Here is a 26394-nt window from a genome sequence, read left to right as displayed (position 1 = left end):
ACACTTATTTTTAATTATCATCTTACATAAAGGAAGGCTCAGGCAGTCGATGACCTGTATAAACAGCTTCCCCGTCACTTTCCTTGTCAAAAATGACCGTTGTGTCCGGAGTAAAGATTAAAACATCTCCAGCCTCTGCCACATATTTTACTCCCTGAGCATCACGCACCACTATCTTGCCCTTTAAGACCACCTTTACCTCTAAGTACGTATAGGTAAATTCAAAATCTTCCGAAGGCTGCATGGAAAAGTAACCTAACGATAATGCATTTTCTTTGGATGTCACTGGAACATCAATAATTTGGCTTTTTAATGCAGGAATACCCAGTAAACCGTTAAGTTCTTTCTTCAAATAAGTTCCTGCTTTAATTAACTGGACACCTGGTTTTTGGCTTAAATAATTGAATTCTGTTTTTGTTAATGTTTTCTTACTCATTTTCTTCACCTCAAATAAGTTTTTATTTTAATAAAGTTTTCTTATAATGACATTTTCATATCATTGCGTTACTTACTAGTTAGTAATTTTTGACGAAGAAATGCCATATAATCAAACTTTATTAAGTTGAGACACCTATATAATCACACAAAAAATAAGAAAAACAATTCCATTTTCCCGATTATTGGGATATTTGTGGATTCTATGTTATATAATCTAACATATAATTTTCCGTGTTATTTAACTATTAAAATAGAGTTGTGAAATTTTAAACTTCTTATACTCAGACGACATCTGTAATAAGGTAAAAGGAAAGCTGTTAAATTGAATCGTTGGGTTAAAGAATACAAAGAAGGTAAATATGACGGAATCCCAGGAGTGGAATCGACTCCACTTGAAACAAAGAAATAAAGGCTTCATGTCAAGCCACTTGGCCTTGCACAAATTCCAGGATAGAAAACAATAATAAAAAAGTGAGAAAAGAAGAGAATAAGAGAGCATTTGTCCAAAATTAGGTGGTTAATCCGATCAACTATCCCCCTAGTTTTTCGTGTGTTTAAAAAGAATAGTTAAATCATAATCAAGGGAACGAAGACTAAAAAAGAGATGTTAATCTCTGCATCTTCCCTAGCATATCCTGTGCGTAGTAAACCCTAACTGATTGAGAGAGCGCTTTATATATTTTCGTTTTTTACAATTAATAAACGCAAAAAACATTTATTCTTAAAGAGAAAACTATAACCAATTTTTCTTAATAGTAGTTTGGTAGCAAAATAATTTTTATTAGAAGATAGCAACAAGATAAACTTAGACTGTTAAAGAAAGGAGAGGGAAGAGAAGATTGTCGGAGGTAATTCGGAAGACTATTACACTATTAACTGCAATTAAACCGAATGAAGAAAAGGAAGAGTGGAGTGCAACGGAGATTAGTCGGAAGCTTAATATCCCTGTTCAAACCGTACACAGACTGCTTTCATCTCTTGAAGAATATGGCTTTGTATTTAAGGATAAAGAAACAAAGAAATTCCGATTGGGATTGACTCTTATGCAGCTAGGCTTCTCAATAAGAGATAATTTAATAGTCCGGAACAATGCACTTCCGATTATGGAAAAACTAGTGAACCAAACGAGGGAAAGTGTTTATTTAACAGTTCCAGAAGGAAGCGACGGTATATTTGTTGACTGCATTAATGCGCCGCTGTTGTTAAAAGTTTCTGAGCTTATTGGATTAAGAGCTCCTTTATGTGTAGGTGCTTCTAACAAAGTAATTTTAGCTTATATGAATAGAAGTAAAAAACAGCAAATTATACAGGATCTTATAGGAAAAGGTAAAATTAAAGATATAAAAAAGTTAGAAGAAGATTTAAAATTTATTAAGGAATGGGGGGGTGCTATATCATTTGGGGAAATAACAGAAAGAACTGTGAGTGTAGCCGCTCCAATTTTTTCTTGGGAAGATAAGGTGATTGCTTCTATAAGTGTTATTGGTCCGGACACAAGGTTTACAGAAAATCAAATAAGAGACTTTATAAGTCTTACACAAAGAGCAGCTGAAGAAATCTCAGAAGAATTAGGTTGGATAAAACGGAGATAGTTTTTTGTTTAAATGAAATATAGATTTTAATGTGTGTCTTTTGTAATATTAAGCATGCTCCTTTATTAATATGGGAGTTAACGGAATATCCGCCCTCTTGGAAGTAGATCGTTTTCAATTTGGTGGTTTTTTTATTTTTCTCTCAAGTTTGACACCATCCCATTACATGTGGATAGCCAAGTGTTATAAATACAAAGGTTATCCACTTTTTTAATGGAACTTCTGGCGATCATCGAGGGGCTTGCCAAATTTTCAGGGCGTTACTTCGACCGAATTCAAGGTCAGGGCTCTTCTTCGTCCATCTCCGTAAAATGGACAAAAGAGTTTGGTCGGCACCGTTTCAAACTTGAGTGTCAGAAGAGGATACGAGAAAATTTTAACATATTATCAATTTCAGTAGTGATATAAGAACATATTAAACATTATATTTTCTAACTGAAAAAATAAAAATCCACGGGGCTGACTTATAAGGGTCTGACTCAATACAACAATGACAATATATACAATGGTTTTAATAGTGATTGTCTATATGTTGTATAGGGATCTGGTTCTTTGATTTTGAGTCGTCCCTGTTGATTACTATTTTTCTGGAAACAAAAAAATTCGACAAGATTTATGAAAAGGCCTTGACGATTATAAAAAAAGTGTGTAAGATGTAGGGGTCGATTCAAAGAATAACGTTATATTATCAGGTTATGCTGTTTTTATTTTAAGAATTCATTCGACAAAATCTAACATATTTTTGCCATGCGGGTGTAGTTTAGTGGTAAAACCTCAGCCTTCCAAGCTGATGTCGTGGGTTCGATTCCCATCACCCGCTCCATACATAGGTATCAACGCAGTGTTTCGTTTCAAAAAGAACGAGGCGTTGCGTTTTTTCTTTTATAATAAAAAAGGATGCTGATTAGCATCCAACAATTTTATACTGTGATTTGCCGCCATGGATCTGGACGAACATTTTCATGAGAGACTCAGTTAATTTATGTTTGCTGGAATCATCGATAGAAGGCTGTAAATAAATAATTTGAATAGCATTTTTTGTATGAATTTCAACAGCCGTCCGCTCGGAGTCTACAAAAGGGCTGCCAAACGGCCCAATATTGTCTGCAGAAATAATCAGATTGTGCAATGAATTCTTTCTTCCATTAAGGCCGGTATATTCCTCATTTTCTTGTCCAAGCCGTATTGTAATATCTCCAGACAATTTATCCGTATCATAAATTCCAATCGGAACTTGATATTGGAGAGAAAAGAAGTTATTAATATCAATAGCACTATGTACAGATTGTAAATAATTCTGTTTCTTTATTCTTCGGTATAGGGCTTCAGCCGAATGCCTGTATCGATTTGGATCTTTGCCTGTTTTTTTGAAAATTTGCCTCCATTCATTAATTCCGTCCAATTCAGTTACGTTTTTCGATTCCAGTTCGAAAAATATTGATTCCTGAAAGAGTTGAAGTCTCCCTTTAACCATTTGCGGAGAAGGCCCTACTTCGATCCCTTTGTATTCAATAACACCGACTTTAAAATTGGGGACTAAAGCACAGAGCTCCGGTGAGATATGAATTTCCAAACATTCCACCTCCAAATTTTCTTAAAAATAGTTTATCATATTAGGCGTTGCCTGAATAATCATGACCTTTATTATAGATGAATTTAAAAAAGAAAGGAGGGAAAAGCATGGATGTACGTTTATTAAAAAAAGAAATCATCGCATACAGCAAGACGATAGGAATCGATAAGATCGGCTTTACAAGTGCAAGTCCATTTACAGAAATGAAAAATCGCCTGAGGATCCAGCAGGTACTGAATTATCAATCCGGATTTGAAGAGCCGGACATTGAAAAACGGGTTACTCCCTCTCTTTTATTGGATTCCCCGCAATCAATCATTTCGATAGCTTTGGCATATCCTTCAAAAATGAAGGAACGTGTGATCGGCAAAAAAGGAGAACGAAGAGGGATTTTTTGCAGAGCCTCATGGGGAACAGATTACCATATCATTTTAAAAGATCGTTTAAAAAAGCTTGAGGAATTTATTGCCAAAAAGGTACCGGGAGCACAATTTAAATCAATGGTTGATACGGGAGAATTAGTGGACAGGGCTGTTGCACAAAGAGCCGGAATTGGATGGAGCGGAAAAAACTGTTCAATCATCACACCTGAATTTGGTTCTTATGTGTATCTTGGAGAAATGATTACCAACATTCCTTTTGAACCGGATACACCGATGGAAGATCGTTGCGGTTCATGTAATAAATGTGTGGAAGCGTGTCCGACAGGGGCGCTTGTTCAGGGCGGACAGTTAAATGCAAAGCGCTGCATTGCATTTTTGACTCAAACAAAAGATTTTTTGCCAGAAGAGTTTCGAGAAAAACTTGGTAACCGCTTGTATGGCTGTGATACATGCCAGACTGTATGTCCGGAAAATAAAGGAAAGGATTTTCACCTTCATCCTGAGATGGAACCGGATCCTGAGATTGCAAAACCTTTGTTAAAGCCTTTGCTTCACATGAGCAACCGGGAATTTAAGGATAAATATGGTCACATTTCAGGTTCATGGAGAGGAAAAAAACCGATCCAAAGAAACGCAATTATTGCCTTAGCGCATTTTAAAGATGAAACTTCTATAAGTGATCTCATACAGGTTTTGAATGAAGACCCGCGTCCGGTAATCCGCGGAACAGCCGCGTGGGCACTTGGAAAAATTGGTGGAGAAAATGCAAAAAAAGCTCTATTGAAGGCTAAGAAAACCGAAGCAGATCAGCTAGTTTTGAACGAAATTGAAAAGGGATTAGAATTATGTAGTTGAAACAGGAATTGACTTCATTCATGTTTTCTTTTTTTAAAAACTTGCTTATATTGCACTCTTCTTCATACAAATGGTGATGAGAGGAGTGAATGAAAAGTGCGGGAACAGTTGCAAAATTTATTGGAAACTCGGGTTCAGCAATGTGTTTCTTATAAGAATAGCAAAAGCAAATGTGCAAAGATTGAAAGGAAAAAAGAATGTCTTTCAAAAAGAGGTGCGGAAATCGTAAAAGCAAAAGCAAGGGGAAAAATCATTTCAAGCAAAGAAGTAAATGATGTAACGAAAGTCTTATATGAAGTACATTTTCAATATTTGACTAAACAAAAAGATACGTTTTTTCTTGAAGAAGAAATTGAACAAAGAAATGCAGATTTTTATAAAGGGATTTTAGTGGAAGATCATGAGATTAATCCTTTTGAGAAACAAAATCGTTCTGTACCGGAAGAAGAATTGCTTCGAATGGAACAAGTAGATGCTTCAGATCGATTGTCATATCAATATGACCGCCTGAAAGCCGTTCAATATGCAGAACGATGGTGGAATGATTATAATCCTGCATATAAAAAGTTTGAGGTTGATTGTACCAATTTCATTTCCCAGTGTCTTCATTCCGGCGGAGCCCCTATGACAGGATTTCCAAACAGGTCAAGCGGCTGGTGGATGAGAAATAATAACTGGAGTTACAGCTGGACTGTTGCTAACTCCCTTCGCCTGTATTTGTCCCGGGCCAAAACTGGACTCAGAGCAAAGGAAGTAAAGAGCCCGGATCAACTGTTATTGGGAGATGTCATCTGTTATGATTTTCAGGGTGATGGACGTTTTGATCACAATACGATTGTGACAGGAAAAGATGTCAACGGGATGCCGCTGGTTAACGCCCATACTTACAACTGCCGTATGCGTTACTGGGCATATGAAGATTCCACAGCATATACTCCTAAAATTAAATACAAATTTTATTCGATTGTAGACGATCGGTAAAGCATTGAAAACCTTTATAATTGCATGGAACCTCGGCTGAGATATACGTTCTTGTATGGGAAATGAAGAGTGGTATAATAGCTTTTAGAGTTTAAATATGAGGTGAAAAATGTGGCATTGCACGTTGTTTTATACCAACCAGAGATACCGGCCAATACGGGAAATATCGCAAGAACTTGCGCAGCAACCGATACAACTTTGCATTTAATCCGCCCGCTCGGTTTTTCTACTGATGACAAGATGTTGAAGCGCGCGGGACTTGATTATTGGGAATTTGTAAAAGTGATTTATTATGATTCATTAGAGGAATTTTTCAAAAAGAATGAGGGTGGAGAATTTTTCTATCTGACAAAATTTGGTTTACGTCTTCATACTTCTTTCGATTATAGCAGAATGGATAAAGATTACTACTTTGTTTTCGGCAGGGAAACAACCGGATTGCCGAAGGACCTAATTGATCAGAATAAGGATCGAAGTCTTCGCATTCCGATGAATGACAATGTCAGGTCGTTGAATTTATCAAACACTGCGGCTATCTTGATTTATGAAGCATTGCGCCAGCAAAATTATCCAGGATTAAAGTAGACCCGAGTGAAATCAAGATTGTATATGAAAAATTTGTTCAGAGTATAAAAATAAACCTTCAATGAAAAGGAAAAAGAGGCCCTCTCAAAAGCACAAGGGTCAGACCCCATAACACAATATACAGGACATAATCTTGGATAAATGTGCAATATATTGGGGTCAGACCCTTACGAGACGGCCTCTTTTTTTGTCAGTGCTTTTCAAGACATTTTTCGCTCTCCTTACTTATTAATCCCCGGTTTATCATTGTAACCGGCTGTAAAGATCGCAGCAAGGAAAGCCACAACTACACCTAAAATTAAAACAGTACCCATCTATGTAAGCCTCCTTTTTTTCATTAAAAAAGTTCATATTCTTTAAATGCTACATAAAATTATTATAGCCCAAAATGACAGGGCTGTGAATTGAAACTGTGCAGATTTTTTGCATCTTAAAGATCAAATAAAAAAGATATACACAACATCTCACAGTTTAAGCATGTTCAATTGTCCAAGCGCATACAGTATATTAATCGTCTCTGATTAAATACAGGGGGAGGTCCTTATGGATATTTTAAGAAAAATTGAAATGCTTCGAGAAGCAGAGGAAAAGTTAAAATGGGAAGGGACATTTGCAGATTACTTGCAAATTGTTAAAAAGAAGCCGTGGGTAGCTCAATCAGCACATTCAAGGGTATATAACATGATTAAAGATGCAGGAGTTGAAGAAGTCAACGGGAAAAAGAAGTATCGGTTCTTTTCCAATCAACTTTTTGGTCTCGAAGAAGCGCTAGAAAGACTTGTAGAAGAATATTTTCATCCGGCTGCAAAACGCCTTGATGTTAGAAAACGAATTTTGTTATTAATGGGCCCGGTCAGTGGCGGAAAATCTACATTGGTTACTGCATTAAAAAGAGGTTTGGAAGCATACTCCCTTACTGACAGAGGAGCTATTTATGCGATTAAAGGCTGTCCGATGCACGAAGATCCGCTGCATCTTATTCCACATAATCTCCGCCAGGATTTTTACGAAGAATATGGGATACGAATCGAAGGAAATTTATCGCCGCTAAATATGATGCGCCTTGAAAAAGAATATGGCGGAAGAATTGAAGATGTATTAGTTGAAAGAATTTTCTTTTCCGAAGATAAACGTGTTGGGATTGGGACATTCAGCCCGTCGGATCCGAAATCTCAAGATATTGCCGATCTGACTGGAAGCATTGATTTTTCGACAATTGCCGAGTATGGATCAGAATCTGATCCTCGTGCTTATCGTTTTGACGGGGAGCTGAACAAGGCTAATCGAGGAATGATGGAATTTCAGGAGATGTTGAAATGTGATGAAAAGTTTTTATGGCATTTGCTCTCGTTAACACAGGAAGGTAATTTTAAAGCTGGACGATTTGCGTTAATTTCAGCTGATGAGTTAATAGTAGCTCACACAAATGAAACAGAATATCGCTCATTTATCTCGAATAAGAAAAACGAAGCGCTCCATTCTAGGATTATTGTGATGCCGATCCCTTACAATCTTAAAGTTTCAGAAGAAGAGAAAATTTACGAGAAAATGATTCGAGAAAGTGATGTGTCCAATGTTCATATTGCTCCGCATACGTTGAAAGTAGCGGCCATGTTTACAATTTTAACCCGGTTAAAAGAGCCGAAAAAAGGTGATATCGATTTAGTTAAAAAAATGCGCCTGTATGATGGAGAAAGTGTCGAAGGGTTCAACTCAGCGGATGTTGAAGAATTGAAAAAAGAATATCAGGATGAAGGAATGAGCGGGATTGATCCGCGTTATGTCATCAATCGGATTTCCTCGACGATTATTCGCAAGGAAATTCCGTCCATTAATGCGCTTGACGTTCTCCGGTCGCTTAAAGAGGGATTGGATCAGCATCCATCTATTACAGCTGAATTAAGAGAACGCTATCTAAATTTCATTTCATTGGCACGCAAGGAATACGACGAAATCGCCAAAAAAGAAGTACAAAAAGCATTTGTTTATTCTTATGAAGAATCGGCCAAAACGCTGATGGATAATTATCTTGATAATGTAGAAGCTTACTGTAATAAAGCGAAACTTCGCGATCCATTAACCGGGGAAGAAATAAATCCGGACGAAAAATTAATGAGATCGATTGAAGAGCAAATCGGAATTTCTGAGAATGCAAAAAAAGCATTCAGGGAAGAAATTTTGATCAGGATTTCTGCCTATGCACGAAAAGGGAAACGGTTCGATTATAATTCACATGATCGTTTGCGTGAAGCTATTCAGAAAAAATTATTTGCAGATTTGAAAGATGTTGTTAAAATTACGACTTCAACGAAAACGCCGGATGAACAGCAATTGAAGAAAATCAATGAGGTGGTCGCACGGCTAATTGATGAATATGGCTACAACTCTACATCTGCAAATGAATTGCTGCGCTATGTTGGAAGTTTGTTAAACAGATAAAAAGTAGAGAGCTGACAAAATGCGTTGGTCAGCTCTTTTTGTTTAAATTTTAGATATGACTTTGAATAAGTTTCTGACAGGACGGTTGAATTTCGAACGAGTGCACTGAAATCCGATGATTTTCCGGAATGATAACCGATTGTAAAATAGGCTTGTTTGTTTTTATTGGGCGATTGTCTTATTAACAAAATAATTTGTCAATTATTTTGTCGTTCTGCATAGGATAAAGTAATAAATGTTTCCCATATCTCATTCGACACTCGCGATATTGTATGCATGGATGAGTTTATGTGTGCAAGAAACTGAGTATTTTTACAGGAGGGGTATTAAATGACCAATGCAAATAACCATCAGTTTGTGATTTCAAAAGAAGACTGGTCCCTCCATCGGAAAGGTCACGATGACCAACAGAGGCATCAGGAAAAAGTCCAGGAAGCGATCCGCAATAATCTCCCAGATCTTATTACAGAAGAAAGCATAATTATGTCAAATGGTAAAGAAGTGGTAAAAATTCCAATTCGTTCTTTGGATGAATACAAAATTCGTTATAATTATGATAAAAACAAACATGTTGGCCAAGGAGATGGAGACAGTCAAATCGGTGACGTAGTAGCCCGTGACGGTTCCAGCGATCAAGGCAAAGGGCAAGGAGCCGGCGATATGCCGGGAGAGGATTATTTTGAAGCAGAAGTCTCTTTAATGGAACTTGAAGAAGCACTGTTTAAACAATTAGAATTACCAAACTTGCAAAAAAAAGAGCAGGATAAGTATTTAGTTGAAAACATTGAATTTAACGATATACGAAAAACTGGTTTAATGGGGAACATTGATAAAAAAAGAACAATGATGACTGCTTTTAAGCGAAATGCGATGAACGGAAAACCGTCATTTTATCCGATTTATCGCGAGGATCTGAAGTTTAGAACTTGGAATGAAGTGGTTAAACCCGATTCTAAAGCAGTTGTACTTGCCATGATGGACACTAGCGGTTCGATGGGAGTTTGGGAAAAATATATGGCCAGAAGCTTTTTCTTCTGGATGACAAGGTTTCTGCGAACAAAATATGAAACTGTTGAAATTGAGTTTATTGCTCATCATACAGAAGCAAAGGTCGTATCGGAAGAAGATTTCTTTACAAAAGGAGAAAGCGGCGGAACAATATGTTCATCCGTATATCGCAAATCGCTCGAATTGATTGACGAGAAATACAATCCAAGACGGTATAATATTTATCCTTTTCATTTTTCTGACGGTGATAATCTAACTTCAGATAACGCGCGCTGTCTAAAATTAGTGGAAGATTTAATGAAAGTATCCAATATTTTCGGATACGGCGAAGTGAATCAATACAATCGTCATTCTACTTTAATGTCTGCATATAAAAACATAAAAAACGAAAAATTCCGCTATTATATTCTAAAGCAAAAAGCCGATGTCTTCCATGCGATGCGAAGTTTTTTTAGTAAGGAAGAAAATAAGGTCTATGCGTAAGATAATAAAAATTCGATCATAAGAAATGTTTACAACGTTTTGGAATAACTAAAAATAAAAAGTCTCTTATCAATACGGGTAAGAGATTTTTTCTGTGCGGAGTGCAGTTAAACTATTTACAAAAAAGCAAATATTTGGCACAATAATTTTAAAGGGAATTTTAAATCATCCGAAAATTGGTGATTAAAGTGTTATTAGAATGGTTAAATGCTAAAATTCATATTATTAGCGTTTTTTGGCTATTTCCTATTTTGTTTATGTTTCATGACTTTGAAGAAATTCTTACTGTGGAGAAATGGACCAAACAGAACAAAGAGCAAGTTTTGGCTGTTTTGCCTCAATCGGTCCGCAAGTATTTTTATAGTAGTTTTAAAATGACAACACTTCAATTTGCACAAGATGTATTTTGGGTTTTCCTTAGCATAACAGCCGGAACCATATTAGCCGTAATTTTCTCTTTTTACTATATTTTTTTAGTATTTTTAGCTATTTTTTTTGCGCATGTATTCACGCATATAGGGCAAGCCATTTATCTGAAAAAATATACTCCTGGAGTGATAACTTCAATCCTTTTGGTGTTGCCTTACTCTCTATATGCTTACTACCGGTTGCTAATAGAACAAGTTATTAGTGGTGGAGATATTCTTTGGAGCGTCCTTGGTATGTGTATCGTTGTTCCAATTCTTTTTTTCTTCTTAGTCAGTCAGCGAAATCGAGCGGCTTAGAATCTAATAATGGATCAGACCCTCCAATCCGACTGATAGGCATAAACTAATAATCATTTTATATATTGTTATTGCCGAAGGAGTCAGGACCCTTTCCTTGAGATAAAAGGGTTTTCGGAAATCCAAAACCTCCACGGGTAGTCTTTTGCTTCCCCCGAATTGTCGATTCCAATTCTTTTACCTTGAGATATTTTTTCGGGCTGAAAACCCTTTGAAATAAACAAAGGAGGTCCAGAAAGACAATGCCCGTAATTTTCTATCGTGATGCCTAAAGCTTTTGTCAGTTTTCCAGGACCGTTTGTAAGATTTTTGATATTTGTCATACCCCGTCTCATTTTCATCAAATTTATTCCTGTAAAAGGCTCTATTGCCCTGATGAGAACAGCTTCAGGCTTTTCCGGTCCTCCGCTGACGATATTGACAAGACAGTGGGTATGCATGACATAAGTATAGACAAGGCCCGATTCCCGAAACATAACTTCTGTCCGTTTTGTTCTTCTGTTATTAAAGGAGTGTGCTGCGCGGTCTTCAGGTCCTATATATGCTTCGGTTTCAACTATAAAGCCTGAAGCAATTCCCTTCTCCGTTTTTTTTATTAAAAGACAGCCAAGCAAAGATTTTGCCAGTTCCAATGTAGGTTTATCATAAAAATGTCCTTTCAAAGGGCTGATCTTTATTTGTATCGGTCTTATCAGTTCCCCTTCTAAAAAATGGTTCATTTCCAGAAACCTCCTGCATATAGTGAGTTTTATACATTGATACCCTCTCAAAGGTGACTTTCAAATAATTTTTTGTTACATTTACACTATGATTATCCAGAAGCGGAGAGTTTTGTTATGTGGAAAAAATGGTTATGGATTTCTGTTGTTGTTCTTGTCGGACTGTTCTTGGTCCCTTACAGTTTGCCGTTAATTTTTGCTTTTATTACCGCCGTTATGCTTGAAGGACTTGTTCAGTGGCTGATGACAAAATTGCGTTTTAACAGGTTGCAATCTGTAATTACCGTATTTACTGGCTATGTCCTGTTAATGACAGTCATCGGCTACAACCTAATATCGATTATAGCCGAGCAAACTGTTGCATTGTCCGGAAAAACGCCAAATTTTATGAACAACCTTTATATTTCTGTCATCTTGCCTCTAATACGGAAATGGGAGTTCTACTCAAAAAATTTACCCAAAGACGTAATCATTTCAATCGAAAAAACTTTAGAAAACAGCATCAATTCTCTCGATAGCTTTTTGCAGGGTGTCTTTCAGAATACGGTTAACCTGTTAACAGCAATTCCGGGATTTCTAATTGAGTTTTTAATCTATTTAATTGCTTTATTTTTAATAAGCCTAGAATTGCCTCGTTTGAAAGCTAAAGTGGAATTGCATCTTAAAGAACAAACAAAGCGGAGAGTCTATTTAGTTGCCAATCAGTTAAATAAAGCAGGTATTGGGTTTATTAAAGCGCAGATTATTTTAAGTTTGCTTACATTTATTATGGCATTTATCGGCTTGTCTATTTTAAAAGTGCCCTATACTGGACTTTTATCTTTACTGATCGTAATCGTTGATATTTTGCCAATACTTGGAACAGGTTCCGTTCTCGTTCCATGGGCGGTTATTGCGATTTTGCAAAACAACCACTTTCTTGGAATTGGTTTAATCATTTTGTTTCTGATCATTACTGTTGTCCGAAGAATTATTGAACCAAAAGTATATTCAACAAGCCTTGGCATTTCTCCGTTGGCAGCGCTTATCAGCCTTTATATAGGTTTTAAGCTCTTAGGGGTCGTCGGAGTAATCCTCGGGCCAGCACTTGTGATTGTTTTTGACACATTAAAAAAGGCCAATGTTATTAAAATGAAGTTTAAGATTTAGATGACAAATTTTGTCTATTAATTAAGCAATTTATAAGAAAAAAAAGATTAAAATAGAAAAAATTTACTGATTACATAGATGTTTTATTAATACACCGCCCTGATCCTTTTATGGATTCTGAGGAAACAGCAGAAGCTTTTTCTCTGCTTAAAAGAGAGGGTAAAGTACGCCATTTTGGTGTTTCCAATTTTATCCCTTCACAGTTAAATATGTTAAATAGCTAGGGCCAGACCCCTCCAACACAGTATATAGAAAATCACTAATAAAAACCATTCTATATATTGTCATTGTTGGAGGGACTCTGGCCCTTATAAGTCAGCTCTTAACCTAATAAACTTAAGTTTTCCGCAGGAGTTTCTTTGCTCTGCCGCTGTTTTTTTGATTTCCTGAAGTGCAGCAATTCATACACTACCGGAATGACAACGAGTGTCAACAAGGTTGCAACAGCTAATCCGCCGATCACTACAACGGCAAGGCTTTGCGAAACTAGGCTTCCCGTTTCGGCTTTTTTGAATAAAAGCGGAAGCATTGCACATATTGTGGCTACGGCAGTCATCATGATTGGACGCATTCTTACAACAGATGCTTCAACAATGGCATCACGCATGATCATTGTTTTTTCATTTTGTTTCACTCTATCTAACAACACGATTGCGTTTGTGACAACGATCCCAATTAGCATTAAAGCGCCAAGCAATGCAGTCACATCAACGGAAATCCGGCTGATTAATAAACCTAAGATGGCACCGATAGCCGCAAGCGGCAAGGAGAATAAAATGGAAATTGGAGCACGGATCGTTTTAAATGTAATGACCATGATTAAGAAGACAATTCCGACCGATACGAGCATGGTTATAAATAAATCAGAAAAGTCGTCTGCTTGTTGAACATTCGCTCCACCTATATAAACGTCAACACCATTTGGAATATCTATACCCTCTTTTTTCTGGTCGCCAAAAATTTTAGCGTTCATTTCTTTTGAGATCTCTGATAATTTAGCCGGATCAATATCAGCGGTAACGCGGATATAGGCATCTCCATCTTTATGGAATATATTAGTTGGTTTTTCTTCTTTTTCAAGAGTTGCAATTTGTGAGACTGGAACCATACCGGAAGAGGTCACAATGTGTACATTTTTTAGATCCTCAGGTGTTTTTGGATCTAAAACCGGTTCAAGGAATACGTTCGTTTGCTGTTCTTCTAATTGAACTGTACCTAGAGGGGTGCGATTCAGCATCACTCCCAATTGTTGAGCAATTTGTTCCGTATTCGCCCGGGCAGGATTAACATTTATTGAGTAGACGGTCTTTTTCTCTTCCTGGTTGGTTGATATCGATTTAATTCCGTCGATATCTTTAATGGAATCTTTTATTTTGTTCGATGTTTCTTCGAGGTCTTCAAGATTTTCTCCGATCACATCCACAGTAATCGTTGTTTTTGAATTGCTCATGACAGAGCCTGCATCTACTTTAAAATCTGCACCAGAAAACTCGCTTTTTATTTTCTCTATTTCTTTTATGACTTTATCGGTTTCATCTTTATCTTTTAATATAACCATAAAACTTGTTTCGGTTGGAGAGCCAATGTCGCCATATTTTGCAGCATTCTCATTATTGCCCATCTCCAAAAACAAATGTTTGACTTCGTCTTGCTCCAGAAGATATTTTTCAAGCTTGAGGCTTTTTTCTTTTACTTTTTCAATTGGCGTATCGTTAGGATAGCTTAGTGTTGCTTGAATAAAATCAGCATTCGAATGGTCGACTGCACCTTTTGGCATCGTAAAGTAGGCAGCGATTGAACCTGCGAATAGCAAGAATGCTAATGATAAAACAACCAACTTATGGTTAAGGGACCAAATTACAAGCTTTTTAAATGGAACAGGATTCTTGTGCTCCGGAAGCTTTGTATTTTTTAATAAACCGGCACTCATTAGTGGCACGACCGTTAAGGCAATCACTAATGAAGAAAGAAGGGAGTAGGTGACTGTTAAGGCAAATGGCAGCAAGAAATCTTGCAGGCCGCCCCCGACTAAACCGATTGGCAAAAATACGGCAACCGTTGTTAAGGTTGAGGCAGTTATTGCTGTTCCCACTTCCTTTGTAGCATCGATGACCATTTGTACAGAAAATTTTTCTTGCTGCATCTTCCGGAAAATATTTTCGATTACGACAATACTGTCATCCACAAGCCGTCCTACGGCAACGGCTACTCCTCCTAGCGTTAAAATATTTAATGTCACACCAGATCTGTCAAGCAAGAACAAAGTAAAGGCTAATGATAACGGAATCGATACAATCGTTATAAAAGTGGCACGGACATTCCGCAAGAAAAGCATAATGACGATCGTTGCAAACAGTGCCCCAAGCAATACTTCTTTTATCATAGAATGCACGGACGTTTCAACCATTTCAGCTGTAGTAAATATAACCTTTGCTTCCGTATTGTCATACTTTTTATTAATTTGATCAGCAGCTTTTTTTACTTCTTTGCTGATGCTTACAGCATTTGAGATGCTATCTTTTGTTACAATAAATAACAAACCTTCATTTCCGTTAATTCGTGTCAAAGTATCTTCTGGTTTCGCAATTTCAATTTTTGCAATATCACCCAGTGTTACATCCGAACCTACTGATAAATCTTTCACTTTTTGAAGCTCGTCAATATTTCCAACCACCTTAATATTGCTTGATTTACCGTCAATGACTTTTTCACCGATAGCTAAGGAAGTGTTTTGCCCCTGAAGAATTTTCATAACATTAGGGAGCGATACATGTTTTTGAGCCATTAATTTGTTATCAATTTTAACGGATACATACGAATCGACATTTCCGTACATTTGCACGCTTGCAACGCCCTTAATATCCTTAAAGTAAGGTTCAATCTTTTTCTTTGCAAATTCAATATTCTTTGGAGTTAATCCCTCTTTAAAAGTTACAGCTACGTCTGCGATTGGAATCATTGAGGTGTTTAACTGAACGACCATTGGTTTTGATACATTTTGCGGCAAAGTTAACGAGCTTAAAGCTTCTTGAACTTCCAATTTGGCTTCTTTCATATCTGTTTTTGATTCATAGAGGATATCAACTTTCGAAAAACCATCTCCGGTTGTGGAAAAAATATTGCTTTTTCCCTTTACTCCGACAACAGCGTTTTCAATCGGAGAAGTGACTTGTTTTTCCATTGTGTTTGAGTCGGTACCCTGACCCATTACAACAATAGATATTTGAGGCTGGTCTGCAGCGGGAAGAAACTCCATTGGAAGGGTAAAATAACTGATAATCCCCATAAGTAAAATTAGAACGGACATAATCGTGACAGCAGCCTTATTGCCAAAAGACCATTTTGTAAACCAAGACATAAAAATCACTCCTTTAATCGAAATATTTGGAAAAAAATGCACCTAGACAACTCATATCATGTTTTGAATAAAATTGATCACGCCTTCCGCTATTGCTTCCTCCTCCTACGTTTTCATCTTACCTTTGCAATTTCCTTCCCATAACGCACCTGAGCTTTATTTCCAACTCAGACCTAAGACTTAGGGGTCTGGCCCGCTCTTCGTTAAAGCGTTAAAGTGATAAAGAGATAATAGTTTATCATTTTGTTGAAATTTAGCGATTTTGCATTACCTCCTATTTGTGCTGCCAAAAAGAATTGTAATAAAAAATGGCAGGGGTGAAGAAGTGACTGGAGTCATTAAAAAAGTCATAGAAAAAAGCTCGCCGAGAATGCGAGCTTTGAAGATTGTTAATGAGGATGGGCAGTATTGATACCCGTTAAACGTAATCCAATAAACGCAATAAATAAACCGATCCTGGATGTAATGCCATGTTTTAAATTTTCTGGAATGGCTTCAATCAATTGTTTGCGAAATGGAGTTAGAGAGAGAATGACAAAAATTATCCCGGCAACAAAAACGGCTGAAAACGCAGTTTGATAATCAATGTTTCCGTGGGTACCAACAACTGAATAAGCGAAATGACGATTTAAGTATTTACTAAGAATATAAAATCATTCCTCCCAACATATCTGATTTTTTTATATTAGCGTTAAGCAAAAAAAGAGCCCGATCCCGACTCTTCTTTTTAAAAAAAGATATTTAAAATAACGTACGATATGCTGGCTAACAGGGCTGATATTGGCAAGGTAATGACCCAGGTGACAATCATTCTTTGCGCTGTATCCCACTTAACGCCTTTCAAGCGGTGGGCTGCACCGACGCCGAGAATGGAAGATGAAATTACATGTGTTGTACTGACAGGCAAATGAATATACGTTGCTCCAAAAATAATCATTGCACCGGTTAAATCAGCGGCAACCCCATTTACAGGTCGGATTTTCATTATTTTAGCGCCGACTGTTTTAATGATTTTCCATCCTCCTACAGAAGTTCCAATACCCATTGCTAACGCACAGGAAAATTGCACCCAAAATGGTATTTCAGTAGATGATACATAGTTATTTGCGATAAGAGCCATTGTAATAATCCCCATCGCTTTTTGGGCGTCATTTGTTCCGTGGGTATAAGCTTGCAATGCAGCAGTAAAGATTTGAAAGATACGAAAGTTTCTATTTGTCTTTGTTAAATTAAGATTTTTAAAAGCAATTTTAAAAATGCTGTAAACGGTAAATCCTACCCCGAAGGCAAGAACAGGCGAGAAAATTAATGCCTCGATTATCTTAATAAATCCTGTGTAATTTAAAGTTTCAAATCCGGCAGCAGCGATCGCGGCTCCTGCAATTGAACCGATAATGGCATGAGAGGAACTGCTGGGAATTCCATAGTACCATGTTAATAAATTCCAAAAAATAGCTGCAATCAATGCGGCTAGTATGACAATAGAACCGTTTTCTAATGTGAAAGGATCCACGATATCTTTTGTAATGGTTTTCGCTACACCTGTAAAAGTCATGGCACCCACAAAGTTCATAACAGCGGCCAGAATGATTGCTTGGCGTGGCTTTAAAGCTTTTGTAGAAACGGAAGTAGCGATTGCGTTGGCAGTATCATGAAAGCCGTTTATAAAATCAAACGCAAGTGCACCAATGACAATTAATATGGTTAAAATAAACATTCCGTCCATTTTTAAGACTCCTTATGCGTTTTTCATTATGATGGTTTCAAGAGTATTGGCAACTCCCTGACAGCTATCTGCAATATCTTCAAGGTTTTCGTAAATTTCCTTATATTTAATGAGCCGGATAGGATCTTTTTCAATTGAGAACAAATGCTTAATTGACTGGCGCTGAATGTTATCGCATTTTGATTCATAATCCTTGATTTTTATAGCATGATCTCGAATTTTAAGCAATTTTTTCGTTGAGAGCAATTCAATAGATTGTTCAATCTCATAAGAACAGTTTCTAATGGCATCCACGAATTTTCGCATATACTCATCTGTATTCGTGATCGAATACATTTCAAATAAAGCAGCGCAGTGTTCCAATCCGTCTAGTACATCATCCATGCTCATAGCCAAATGAAGGATATCTTCGCGTTCAATCGGGGTGATAAATGCATTATTCAATTCCTTAATGACTTCATGTACATACGAATCGCCTTTTGATTCAAAATCCTTCATTTTTTCTGAAAAAATCTTCAAATCGCTTACGTTTTTCAGTTTGTAATCAGCAAAAAAATTTGTTGCATCTTTAAGATTAGCGGCTATGTTACTTAAAAGAACAGCAAACTTGTCCTTTTTTTTAAAAACCATGTTGTTACCTCCAATAAGTATTCCGATGAAAATGTTTCAAACGAGAATATTTTATACGAAATATCTTGAATAATAAATAAGATTCTAAAAAATTTCTCTTCCATGGGCCAGTCCCGCTCCGCTCTAAAGCATTAACGCTTTAAAGCCGAGCGGGACGGCCCCGCAAATAAAAAAACGTTTGAGCATGATAAAAATGTTCGTCAGTGGAAATACTATAGCCAATGTTATTAACGATAAAGTAAGTAACAGATTGAAGGATCTTTCCTTCTGTAGTACTTGAACCTTTTTCTTAATAAACAAAATTTGACTAAAAAGGAGTGTTCAGATGTTTAGCTTTTTATGGTCTTTAATTATTGGAGGTATTATCGGATGGATTGCCGGCATGATTGTAGGAAAAGACGTCCCAGGAGGTGTTATTGGTAATATTATAGCAGGTTTTATCGGCGCATGGATTGGATCTGCAATATTAGGGGACTGGGGTCCTGAGGTAGCTGACTTTGCCATTATCCCTGCTTTAATTGGTGCAGTTGTCCTTGTCTTCTTATTAAGCTTGATCATGAGAGGGATGAGAAAAGCAACAGATTAATCACAAAAGCTCATTTGGAGAAGATTATTAAGAAAGAGCTGGTCTCTGATTAGACCAGCTCTTTCTTATTTAGACTCATCCTTTCTTAGATTGAATAAGGATCAACATCCTTGAAAATCGGCGGTTCATCGATAAATGGCGCATGACAAATAATTTTTTCTCTCGTAAACGGATGAATAAATTCTAGTTTTGCCGCGTGCAATGCCTGCCGTTTAAAAATCGGTTTTCCGCCATATAACACATCACCTGCAAGAGGATGGCCAATGGCGCTGAAATGGACGCGAATTTGATGGGTTCTTCCGGTATCAAGTTGGCATTCTACAATGGTTAATTTATCTTCTCTTAAGATATGTACAACCTTATACCTTGTGACTGCCGGCTGGCCCGTGTCAGAGACCCTTCGCCTTGTCGGATGATGTCGGTCCCTCCCGATAGGAAGATTAATGATGCCGGACTTTGTTTGAAGAATGCCTTCTGCCATTGCCAAGTAGGTCCGTTTTATTAACCGATGTTCAAGCATGCGGTCTAAAATCGAACCGGCTAAGGCATGTTTTGCAAACAGGACTGCACCTGTTGTATCACGGTCAAGCCGGTGTATATGCCTTATTTTTACAGCCTCTCCTTTAGCCTGCAAATAAAACGCTGCTGCATTGGCAAGTGTATTTGTCTGTCCGGTTTCGTTTGGATGTGTATCCATACCGGCAGGTTTGTTAAATACAATTAAATGTTCATCTTCATAAATAACCTGAACATCAAAATAGGTTGGCATATATCCATAATCTTCAGTTGGCTCAAAAAGTTTGATTTGGAGCAGGTCGCCTTCACGAAGAGGTGAAGTCCAATCAACTGCTTGTCTGTTTAGCAAAACAGCATTGGCCATTTTTAAATAATAAATTTGTTTTTTTGCGGCATTCCATTTGCTTCGAAATAAATGATCGATTGAAATGCCGGCCCATTCAGAAGGGATAATAATTTCAAACCAATCGCCTTTTCGGCTTGTTTTCGACATATAGACTCCTTTGTAAAAAAATTTTAGTTCTGTACTCATAAAGTTAAACAACAGACACGGATAGATTCATCAGAGGATCTTTGCTTGTCGGAAGCTAAAAAATCAAGGCGCTTCTCTTCTCTTTATCCTGCCAATATCCTATTGAATTAAATCTCCCAATATGTTAACAATCACCTTTTACATGGGTATATTTACCACCTTTTGGCTGTAATATTTTGTGCTATTCTTATTATATATGTTACAAAGTGATTACATGTCTTACAAAAGGTGGGTTATTCGTGAAGGTTGTGTACGCGTCAACTCCTGATCAGGAACAAAAGATCAAGGAACTTGTGGATTATTTTTATTCCAATGTTTTTCCACTTTATTTTTCCGACGAAGACATAAAGGAATTTAAGTTGCAAAAAGTGTTACATACATCAACACGGCATTTTGAATATTTTGGCACGCTGAAAGAAGCTTATCAGGTCATTGCAAGTCTGCAAACACTAATTTCAATTCTGGAAACTTCTCAAAATAAAGAAAAATACTATTCATTGTTCATGAAAAATGCCAGTATGTTAGAAGAATTTGATATTTATTTTCCCTTTACATTTTCCCAATTTTCCGAAGTAAGAAGTATGAGAGGCAGTTTATTTAGTGTTTATGTAAAAGCAGCAAATGATCATATTCATTAAATTTTCGAATAAAACAAGGGTCTGACTCCTTCCAACAATGACAATATATAGGATGATTTTTTGGTGTTTGTCTATATGCTGTATTGGAGGGGTCAGACCCTTCCCTTGTTATTTTGAATATTTATTAAACCATTCCTCAAATACAGATTTTTCATTATATCCGGTTATCCTGGCTGTTTCTTTTCCGTCTTTATATTGTACAATCGTTGGCGTTTCCGTAATGCCATAGTCATCCCAGCCATCTTCAAATTCAAGCAGGTTAAACAGAAAAAGATCTATTCCCATTTTTTTAGACAAAGGTGTTACAATCGGTGTTGCTTTCTGGCAATGTGGGCAGGTTGGACTGAAAAAGTATACTGTTACATCTTCTTTAGCTTCTAACTTTTTTTCAAGTTCTTCAGGAAGAATAATATTTTGATAATTCGGGTCGTCCAATTGTTTAACCGTTTCCGGATGAAGACTGTCTTTACGGTAAGGATTGTCTGCAGAAACTTTTTCTTTTTGCTGCATATTATTTAAAATTGCGACGCCGGCAAAAAGTGCGATAATAATGGCCAAAAAAATGATCACTTTCTTCATGCTAGGCTGCCTCCTTATTTCTTTTCAAAATGAAATAGTTAAAGATAAAAATAATCGTGAACGCTGTAAGGGCTAAAAATGGAATTGTAATAAATCCTAACCAATTTATGTATTGACCTGTGCAGGGCACCCTTCCACATGATATTGCGTGGTCAGCCATAAAAGGAATCTTTTGGAGCGAGTAATGGTAAAGGGAAGTAAAAAAGCCGATACCTGACAAAATCATGGCGTAGAACGCGATAGAGTAGTCCTTTTTAATAACGGCAATTCCTAAAATAACAACGAGCGGATACATCAAAATCCGCTGATACCAGCATAATTCACAAGGTTCAAATTGGCGAATTTCCGAGAAATACAAACTTCCGAACATGGCAATTACCGATGTTGCCCAAGCGACGAATAATAATGTTTCACGAACATCTTTTTTTGGGTGCATAAACGAACTCCTTTAGTATTAATTACAACCCCATTATATTTTTTAGAAATTTACTTGTAAATCAACATTTATTGACTCTCGTGATAAAATTGGGAGGAAGAACGATTTTTGTCATAATTTTGCGTTCTATTTTTAGAGGAGTCTTTTTTTCGATATTGAAATGTTTAAAGAATCAGAAATCAACTGGAGGGCTAATGATGAATTGGAAAATAAAAGCTGAAAAATGGCTGCTGTATAACAAAATGGAGCCTGAATTGAAAGAAGAATTACATAATCTTGCCGGAAACGAAAAAGCACTCGAAGAAGCATTTTATAAAGATTTAGAATTCGGTACAGGCGGAATGCGGGGAGAGATTGGTCCCGGCACAAACAGAATGAATATTTATACTGTCAGAAAAGCTTCTGCCGGCCTTGCGGCTTACATCGAATCACATGGACAAAAAGCAAAAACGCGCGGAGTGGCAATTGCTTATGATTCCCGCCATAAATCAAAAGAATTTGCCATGGAAGCTGCGAAAACACTGGCAACAAAAGGCATTCAAACATATGTTTTTCATGATTTAAGGCCAACTCCGGAGCTTTCTTTTGCAGTAAGGCACCTTAATGCCTTTTCAGGTATCGTTATTACTGCCAGCCATAATCCTCCTGAATATAACGGGTATAAGGTATATGGCCCAGATGGGGGCCAAATCACATCAGAAAGTGCTGATAAAGTAATTGCCAAGGTTAACGAAATCAAAGATGAGCTCTTAATTGATGTGATGGATGAACAAGCCTTAATTGACAAAGGTTTAATCAAAATAATCGGCGACGAAGTTGATCATGCATATTTGGAAGAGCTGCTGACGGTTTCAGAAAACCCGGGGCTTGCTGAAGAATCCGATATTAAAATTGTCTTTACTCCTCTTCATGGAACAGCAAGGCAACCTGTCGAAAAAGCTTTAAAAGCATTTCGTTTTCAAAACCTGCATATTGTCAAAGAGCAGGAGCTTCCTGATCCAAATTTTTCAACAGTGAAAAGCCCGAATCCGGAAGAACATGCTGCATTTGAACTTGCCATCAGGGACGGCAAGAAAGAGAACGCTGATATTCTAATCGCCACAGATCCTGATGCTGACCGTTTAGGAATTGCTGTAAAAAACGAGCATGGAGAATACGTTGTTTTAACCGGAAATCAAACAGGTGCATTACTGCTGGATTATTTGCTGTCGCAAAAGAAACAAAAAGGGACTCTTCCAGAAAACGGGGTTGTTTTAAAAACAATCGTAACCTCTGAACTAGGCAGAAAAATTGCTTCCTCTTACGGGCTGAAAACGATTGATGTTTTGACAGGATTTAAATTTATAGCGGAAAAAATTAAAGAATTTGAGCAGTCAGGTGAACACACATTTCTTTTTGGTTATGAAGAAAGCTATGGCTATTTGATCGGGGAATTTACCCGTGACAAAGATGCTGTACAGGCAGCCCTTCTTGCTGCAGAAGTCTGCGCTTTTTACAAAAAGAAAGGAATGTCTCTTTATGAAGCATTGCTTTCAGTCTTTCAAAAATATGGTTTTTATCTGGAAGGGCTCCGCTCTTTAACTTTGAAAGGAAAGGACGGGGCTGAGATAATCCGGAAAACGCTTGAGTCCTTCCGCTCAAATCCTTTAAGAAATCTCGGGAAGTTAAAAGTTGCTGTGACAGAAGATTATTTATATGGAGTTCGAACAGATAGAGATGGAAGGGAAGAGAAGATTGATCTTCCGAAATCGAATGTCCTCAAATATCATTTCCACGACGGGTCCTGGATTTGTTTGCGTCCTTCCGGCACGGAGCCAAAAATCAAATTTTATTTTGGTGTAAATGGCGAGACAATGAGTGAGAGCAAACAAAAGCTTGAAGCAATTGAAAAAGACTTCATGCATATGGTGGAACAAATTATAAAAGAAAATAAATCTAAAAGGGGCTGACTCATAAGGGGCTGACTCCCCCCAACAATGGCAAATATGTAGAAGATTTTTTAGTGTTTGTCTATATGTTGTATTGGAGGGGGCTGACCCTTTGGTTATGAGTCAGCCCCTTTTTGGTGGAATTTCCTTCCTTTTATATTGGAATTTCTTGATATTCATTCTCTGCAGCTTCATTTGCATGGTCGATGTAGCGCAGCAAGGAATATAAATGTTTTTCTACAACCGAATAATCTTTTTCAAAGTGGTAGGCGTGCAAAAAATATTCGATTTTTTTGGATAAAAAATGGTCCTTTGTTCTGACCATCAGGATCAGTAGGTTGTCCCACTCAGACTGGTGTGTATAAAACAGCGCCCGATCATAATCCAATTTATTCATATTTATCTCCTCCATGATCAGGAGTTGAAATTAGTTTATGAAAGATCGTCTGTTTTTTTCTCAGCAAATGTTGGTCTTATTGATATTAAACGATTAACATGTTCTGCATGTATAAAAAAACGAATAGAGATAAATGTTTTTTGTACATAAAAACATTAATTTAGAAAATGCTAACAATAATAAAACAAGATTATTGGAGGTATAATGATGAAAAAGAGATTACTTGGTATCTGCATGACAATCCTATTCGTCTCTTTACTTCCGTTCAAAGCGATTGCACAGCAACCTGATTATGAAAAATATGGAAGAATTGCAATTGTCGTTGTGAAGGAAGATTTTCCTGAAGATGAGGTTAAGGAGTATACATATTTGGGAAGAAAGAAAATTTCAGAAACGGATGTAATGGATTCTTTTAAGTTTAAAGTAACAGAAAAAGGAAAACCGATTACTGTTGTCGTTTATATTACCCACAGCCTTGCCAACAAAAAACTTTTGTCTTTGACAGTTGAAATGAAACCACAGGTTCAATACCAAGGCCGTTAAGAAACAAAATATGCAGAAAAACATGGTGCATGGTTTTCTTCGTTTTTTATAAAGAAAAACAGAAACAAACTTCATCATTCCCTGTTTTTCCTCATACATTGTGGTAAGAAGGAAAAGGGGGAGAGAATGATGAAGGAAGAAGATCGTAAAGCCCTCGAATATGCGATAGAGGAAATAACGGAAATTGCTAAAGGATTTGGGCTCGATTTTTATCCGATGCGTTATGAAATTTGTCCAGCTGACATCATTTATACCTTTGGAGCTTACGGCATGCCGACAAGATTTTCCCACTGGAGTTTCGGAAAACAGTTTTACAAAATGAAAATTCATTACGATTTAGGGCTTTCAAAAATATATGAATTGGTTATTAATTCAAATCCATGCTACGCTTTCTTGCTTGATTCGAATTCTTTAATCCAAAATAAATTGATTGTAGCCCATGTTTTGGCCCATTGTGATTTCTTTAAAAATAATACCCGCTTTCAAAATACTAAGCGTGACATGGTTGAAAGCATGGCAGCCACGGCAGAGAGGATCCGCAGGTACGAAATTAAGCATGGAAAACATGAGGTAGAAATGTTCCTTGATGCTGTTCTTGCTATTCAAGAACATATCGATCCTTCGCTAATGCGTCCAAAGCTGTCATGGTCAATTGAAGATGATTTTGAGGAAGAGGAAACAACTTCCTCAAGCCCCTACGATGATTTATGGAGTTTGGACGAAAAAGATAAAAAAAATAAGGAACCAAAAAAGGAGAAAAAGAAATTCCCGCCTCAGCCGGAAAAAGACTTGCTGTTATTTATAGAGTCATACAGCCGCGAGCTTTCTGAATGGCAGAGGGATGTTCTCACCATGATGCGGGAAGAAATGCTCTATTTTTGGCCTCAACTTGAAACAAAAATCATGAACGAAGGCTGGGCGTCTTATTGGCACCAAAGAATTCTTCGGGAAATGGACCTGACTTCGGGTGAAGCGATTGAGTTTGCAAAGTTGAATGCAGGGGTATTGCAGCCGTCCCGGACAGGAATAAACCCATATTACCTTGGCTTGAAAATTTTTGAAGATATTGAAGATCGTTATAATAACCCAACCGAGGAGATGAAAGAGCGGGGAGTTCGTCCTGGTTCAGGCCGTGAAAAAATATTTGAAGTCAGAGAAATAGAAGGGGATATTTCTTTCCTTCGGAACTATTTAACAAAGGAACTTGTTATGCGTGAAGACATGTATTTGTTTCAGAAACAGGGAAAGGATTACAAAATTGTTGATAAGCAATGGGAGAATGTGCGCGACCAGCTCGTGAATATGCGCATAAACGGCGGCTTTCCTTATTTGACAGTAATGGACGGCGACTATCAGAAGAACGGAGAGCTTTATATAAAGCACTGGTATGAAGGCATTGAACTTGATATTAAATATCTGGAAAAAGTACTGCCGTATATCCATCAGCTTTGGGGCAGAAGCGTCCATATCGAAACAATTGTGGAAGGGCGTCACATGCTTTTTTCCACTGATGGTAAAGCTGTGCATCGGAAATATTTGTGACATGTTTTAGATAAAAGAGGAAAGAACTAAATGAGGCTGACTCATGAGGGTCT

General features: G+C 37.2%; 23 protein-coding genes, 1 tRNA gene and 2 pseudogenes. 15 read left to right on the top strand and 11 right to left on the bottom strand.

Annotated elements, in window-relative coordinates; genetic code table 11:
• Nucleotides 1-22: 22 nt before the first annotated feature.
• Nucleotides 23-436, bottom strand: coding sequence for a cupin domain-containing protein (locus PB1_RS03550; RefSeq protein WP_003350811.1), 414 nt, complete (start codon nucleotides 434-436; stop codon nucleotides 23-25).
• A gap of 841 nt (nucleotides 437-1277) precedes the next feature.
• Here PB1_RS03550 and PB1_RS03545 point away from each other — a divergent pair.
• Both PB1_RS03545 and PB1_RS03540 read left to right on the top strand, forming a co-directional pair.
• A complete protein-coding gene (locus PB1_RS03545; protein ID WP_003350810.1) occupies nucleotides 1278-2030 on the top strand; it encodes an IclR family transcriptional regulator in 753 nt (250 codons plus the stop codon).
• A 749-nt stretch (nucleotides 2031-2779) separates the two neighbouring features.
• Nucleotides 2780-2853 (top strand) — tRNA-Gly (locus tag PB1_RS03540).
• An 81-nt stretch (nucleotides 2854-2934) separates the two neighbouring features.
• Here PB1_RS03540 and PB1_RS03535 read toward each other — a convergent pair.
• Nucleotides 2935-3603 (bottom strand): B3/B4 domain-containing protein, encoded by a 669-nt coding sequence (locus tag PB1_RS03535; protein WP_003350809.1) that lies wholly within the window; start codon nucleotides 3601-3603, stop codon nucleotides 2935-2937.
• A gap of 107 nt (nucleotides 3604-3710) precedes the next feature.
• Here PB1_RS03535 and queG point away from each other — a divergent pair, with 107 nt between their 5' ends.
• The 6 genes from queG (at nucleotide 3711) to PB1_RS03505 (ending at nucleotide 11062) form a co-directional block, all read left to right on the top strand.
• Complete coding sequence (queG, locus tag PB1_RS03530; protein WP_003350808.1) at nucleotides 3711-4841, top strand: tRNA epoxyqueuosine(34) reductase QueG; 1131 nt, start codon at nucleotides 3711-3713, stop codon at nucleotides 4839-4841.
• A gap of 96 nt (nucleotides 4842-4937) precedes the next feature.
• The gene (locus PB1_RS03525) at nucleotides 4938-5822 is read left to right on the top strand and encodes an amidase domain-containing protein (RefSeq protein WP_003350807.1); all 885 of its coding nucleotides are present in this window, start codon (nucleotides 4938-4940) and stop codon (nucleotides 5820-5822) included.
• Nucleotides 5823-5924: 102 nt separating this feature from the next.
• Complete coding sequence (gene trmL, locus PB1_RS03520) at nucleotides 5925-6407, top strand: tRNA (uridine(34)/cytosine(34)/5-carboxymethylaminomethyluridine(34)-2'-O)-methyltransferase TrmL (RefSeq protein WP_162139914.1); 483 nt, start codon at nucleotides 5925-5927, stop codon at nucleotides 6405-6407.
• A gap of 543 nt (nucleotides 6408-6950) precedes the next feature.
• A complete protein-coding gene (locus PB1_RS03515) occupies nucleotides 6951-8846 on the top strand; it encodes a PrkA family serine protein kinase (protein WP_003350802.1) in 1896 nt (631 codons plus the stop codon).
• A gap of 330 nt (nucleotides 8847-9176) precedes the next feature.
• Nucleotides 9177-10337: a sporulation protein YhbH gene (gene yhbH, locus PB1_RS03510; RefSeq protein ID WP_003350801.1), complete on the top strand. Its 1161-nt coding sequence runs from the start codon at nucleotides 9177-9179 to the stop codon at nucleotides 10335-10337.
• Between the two features lie 188 nt (nucleotides 10338-10525).
• On the top strand, nucleotides 10526-11062 hold the full coding sequence (locus tag PB1_RS03505) for an HXXEE domain-containing protein (protein WP_003350800.1): 537 nt from the start codon (nucleotides 10526-10528) through the stop codon (nucleotides 11060-11062).
• A gap of 83 nt (nucleotides 11063-11145) precedes the next feature.
• Here the strand turns inward: PB1_RS03505 and PB1_RS03500 are convergent, their stop codons facing one another.
• Entirely contained in the window at nucleotides 11146-11781 is a 636-nt protein-coding gene (locus PB1_RS03500; protein WP_003350799.1) for a DNA-3-methyladenine glycosylase, read from the bottom strand.
• Nucleotides 11782-11898: 117 nt separating this feature from the next.
• Between PB1_RS03500 and ytvI the strand changes: the two genes are divergently transcribed.
• Together ytvI and PB1_RS16795 are read left to right on the top strand one after the other, a co-directional pair.
• Nucleotides 11899-12930 (top strand): sporulation integral membrane protein YtvI, encoded by a 1032-nt coding sequence (gene ytvI, locus PB1_RS03495; protein ID WP_003350798.1) that lies wholly within the window; start codon nucleotides 11899-11901, stop codon nucleotides 12928-12930.
• A 65-nt stretch (nucleotides 12931-12995) separates the two neighbouring features.
• A pseudogene (locus PB1_RS16795) lies at nucleotides 12996-13151 on the top strand (aldo/keto reductase); the annotation flags it as partial.
• Between the two features lie 101 nt (nucleotides 13152-13252).
• Here PB1_RS16795 and PB1_RS03490 read toward each other — a convergent pair.
• From PB1_RS03490 to PB1_RS03480, 4 genes and pseudogenes are all read right to left on the bottom strand, one after another.
• Nucleotides 13253-16288 carry an efflux RND transporter permease subunit gene (locus PB1_RS03490; RefSeq protein ID WP_003350797.1) on the bottom strand — a complete coding sequence of 1012 codons (3036 nt, stop codon included), beginning with the start codon at nucleotides 16286-16288 and terminating at the stop codon, nucleotides 13253-13255.
• Nucleotides 16289-16689: 401 nt separating this feature from the next.
• Nucleotides 16690-16920, bottom strand: a pseudogene (locus PB1_RS16790) (solute carrier family 23 protein); the annotation flags it as partial.
• A gap of 95 nt (nucleotides 16921-17015) precedes the next feature.
• Complete coding sequence (locus PB1_RS03485) at nucleotides 17016-18014, bottom strand: inorganic phosphate transporter (protein ID WP_003350795.1); 999 nt, start codon at nucleotides 18012-18014, stop codon at nucleotides 17016-17018.
• Between the two features lie 12 nt (nucleotides 18015-18026).
• Complete coding sequence (locus PB1_RS03480; RefSeq protein ID WP_003350794.1) at nucleotides 18027-18644, bottom strand: DUF47 domain-containing protein; 618 nt, start codon at nucleotides 18642-18644, stop codon at nucleotides 18027-18029.
• Between the two features lie 325 nt (nucleotides 18645-18969).
• Here PB1_RS03480 and PB1_RS03475 point away from each other — a divergent pair, with 325 nt between their 5' ends.
• Entirely contained in the window at nucleotides 18970-19230 is a 261-nt protein-coding gene (locus tag PB1_RS03475) for a GlsB/YeaQ/YmgE family stress response membrane protein (RefSeq protein ID WP_003350793.1), read from the top strand.
• Nucleotides 19231-19315: 85 nt separating this feature from the next.
• On the opposite strand, the gene PB1_RS03470 is transcribed toward PB1_RS03475, so the two are convergent.
• Complete coding sequence (locus PB1_RS03470) at nucleotides 19316-20239, bottom strand: RluA family pseudouridine synthase (RefSeq protein ID WP_003350792.1); 924 nt, start codon at nucleotides 20237-20239, stop codon at nucleotides 19316-19318.
• 278 nt (nucleotides 20240-20517) lie between these two features.
• Here PB1_RS03470 and PB1_RS03465 point away from each other — a divergent pair, with 278 nt between their 5' ends.
• Entirely contained in the window at nucleotides 20518-20916 is a 399-nt protein-coding gene (locus PB1_RS03465; RefSeq protein ID WP_003350791.1) for a YhcU family protein, read from the top strand.
• 108 nt (nucleotides 20917-21024) lie between these two features.
• Here PB1_RS03465 and PB1_RS03460 read toward each other — a convergent pair whose 3' ends face one another.
• Together PB1_RS03460 and PB1_RS03455 are read right to left on the bottom strand one after the other, a co-directional pair.
• Entirely contained in the window at nucleotides 21025-21495 is a 471-nt protein-coding gene (locus PB1_RS03460; RefSeq protein WP_003350790.1) for a thioredoxin family protein, read from the bottom strand.
• Between the two features lies 1 nt (nucleotide 21496).
• Nucleotides 21497-21931, bottom strand: a complete 435-nt coding sequence (locus PB1_RS03455; RefSeq protein WP_003350789.1) for a disulfide oxidoreductase — start codon at nucleotides 21929-21931, stop codon at nucleotides 21497-21499.
• A gap of 197 nt (nucleotides 21932-22128) precedes the next feature.
• On the opposite strand from PB1_RS03455, the gene PB1_RS03450 reads away from it, so the two are divergent.
• Nucleotides 22129-23880 (top strand): phospho-sugar mutase, encoded by a 1752-nt coding sequence (locus PB1_RS03450; RefSeq protein WP_003350788.1) that lies wholly within the window; start codon nucleotides 22129-22131, stop codon nucleotides 23878-23880.
• Between the two features lie 133 nt (nucleotides 23881-24013).
• On the opposite strand, the gene PB1_RS03445 is transcribed toward PB1_RS03450, so the two are convergent.
• Complete coding sequence (locus tag PB1_RS03445; RefSeq protein ID WP_003350787.1) at nucleotides 24014-24256, bottom strand: YhdB family protein; 243 nt, start codon at nucleotides 24254-24256, stop codon at nucleotides 24014-24016.
• A 207-nt stretch (nucleotides 24257-24463) separates the two neighbouring features.
• Here PB1_RS03445 and PB1_RS03440 point away from each other — a divergent pair, with 207 nt between their 5' ends.
• Together PB1_RS03440 and PB1_RS03435 are read left to right on the top strand one after the other, a co-directional pair.
• On the top strand, nucleotides 24464-24799 hold the full coding sequence (locus PB1_RS03440) for a DUF3889 domain-containing protein (RefSeq protein WP_003350786.1): 336 nt from the start codon (nucleotides 24464-24466) through the stop codon (nucleotides 24797-24799).
• Between the two features lie 129 nt (nucleotides 24800-24928).
• Nucleotides 24929-26341, top strand: coding sequence for a SpoVR family protein (locus PB1_RS03435; RefSeq protein WP_003350785.1), 1413 nt, complete (start codon nucleotides 24929-24931; stop codon nucleotides 26339-26341).
• The last annotated feature ends 53 nt before the right edge of the window (nucleotides 26342-26394 follow it).

The organism is Bacillus methanolicus PB1, assembly GCF_000262755.1.
Taxonomy (GTDB): Bacteria; Bacillota; Bacilli; order Bacillales; family Cytobacillaceae; genus Bacillus_Z; species Bacillus_Z methanolicus.
This window is presented reverse-complemented; position numbering and strand designations above follow the sequence as displayed.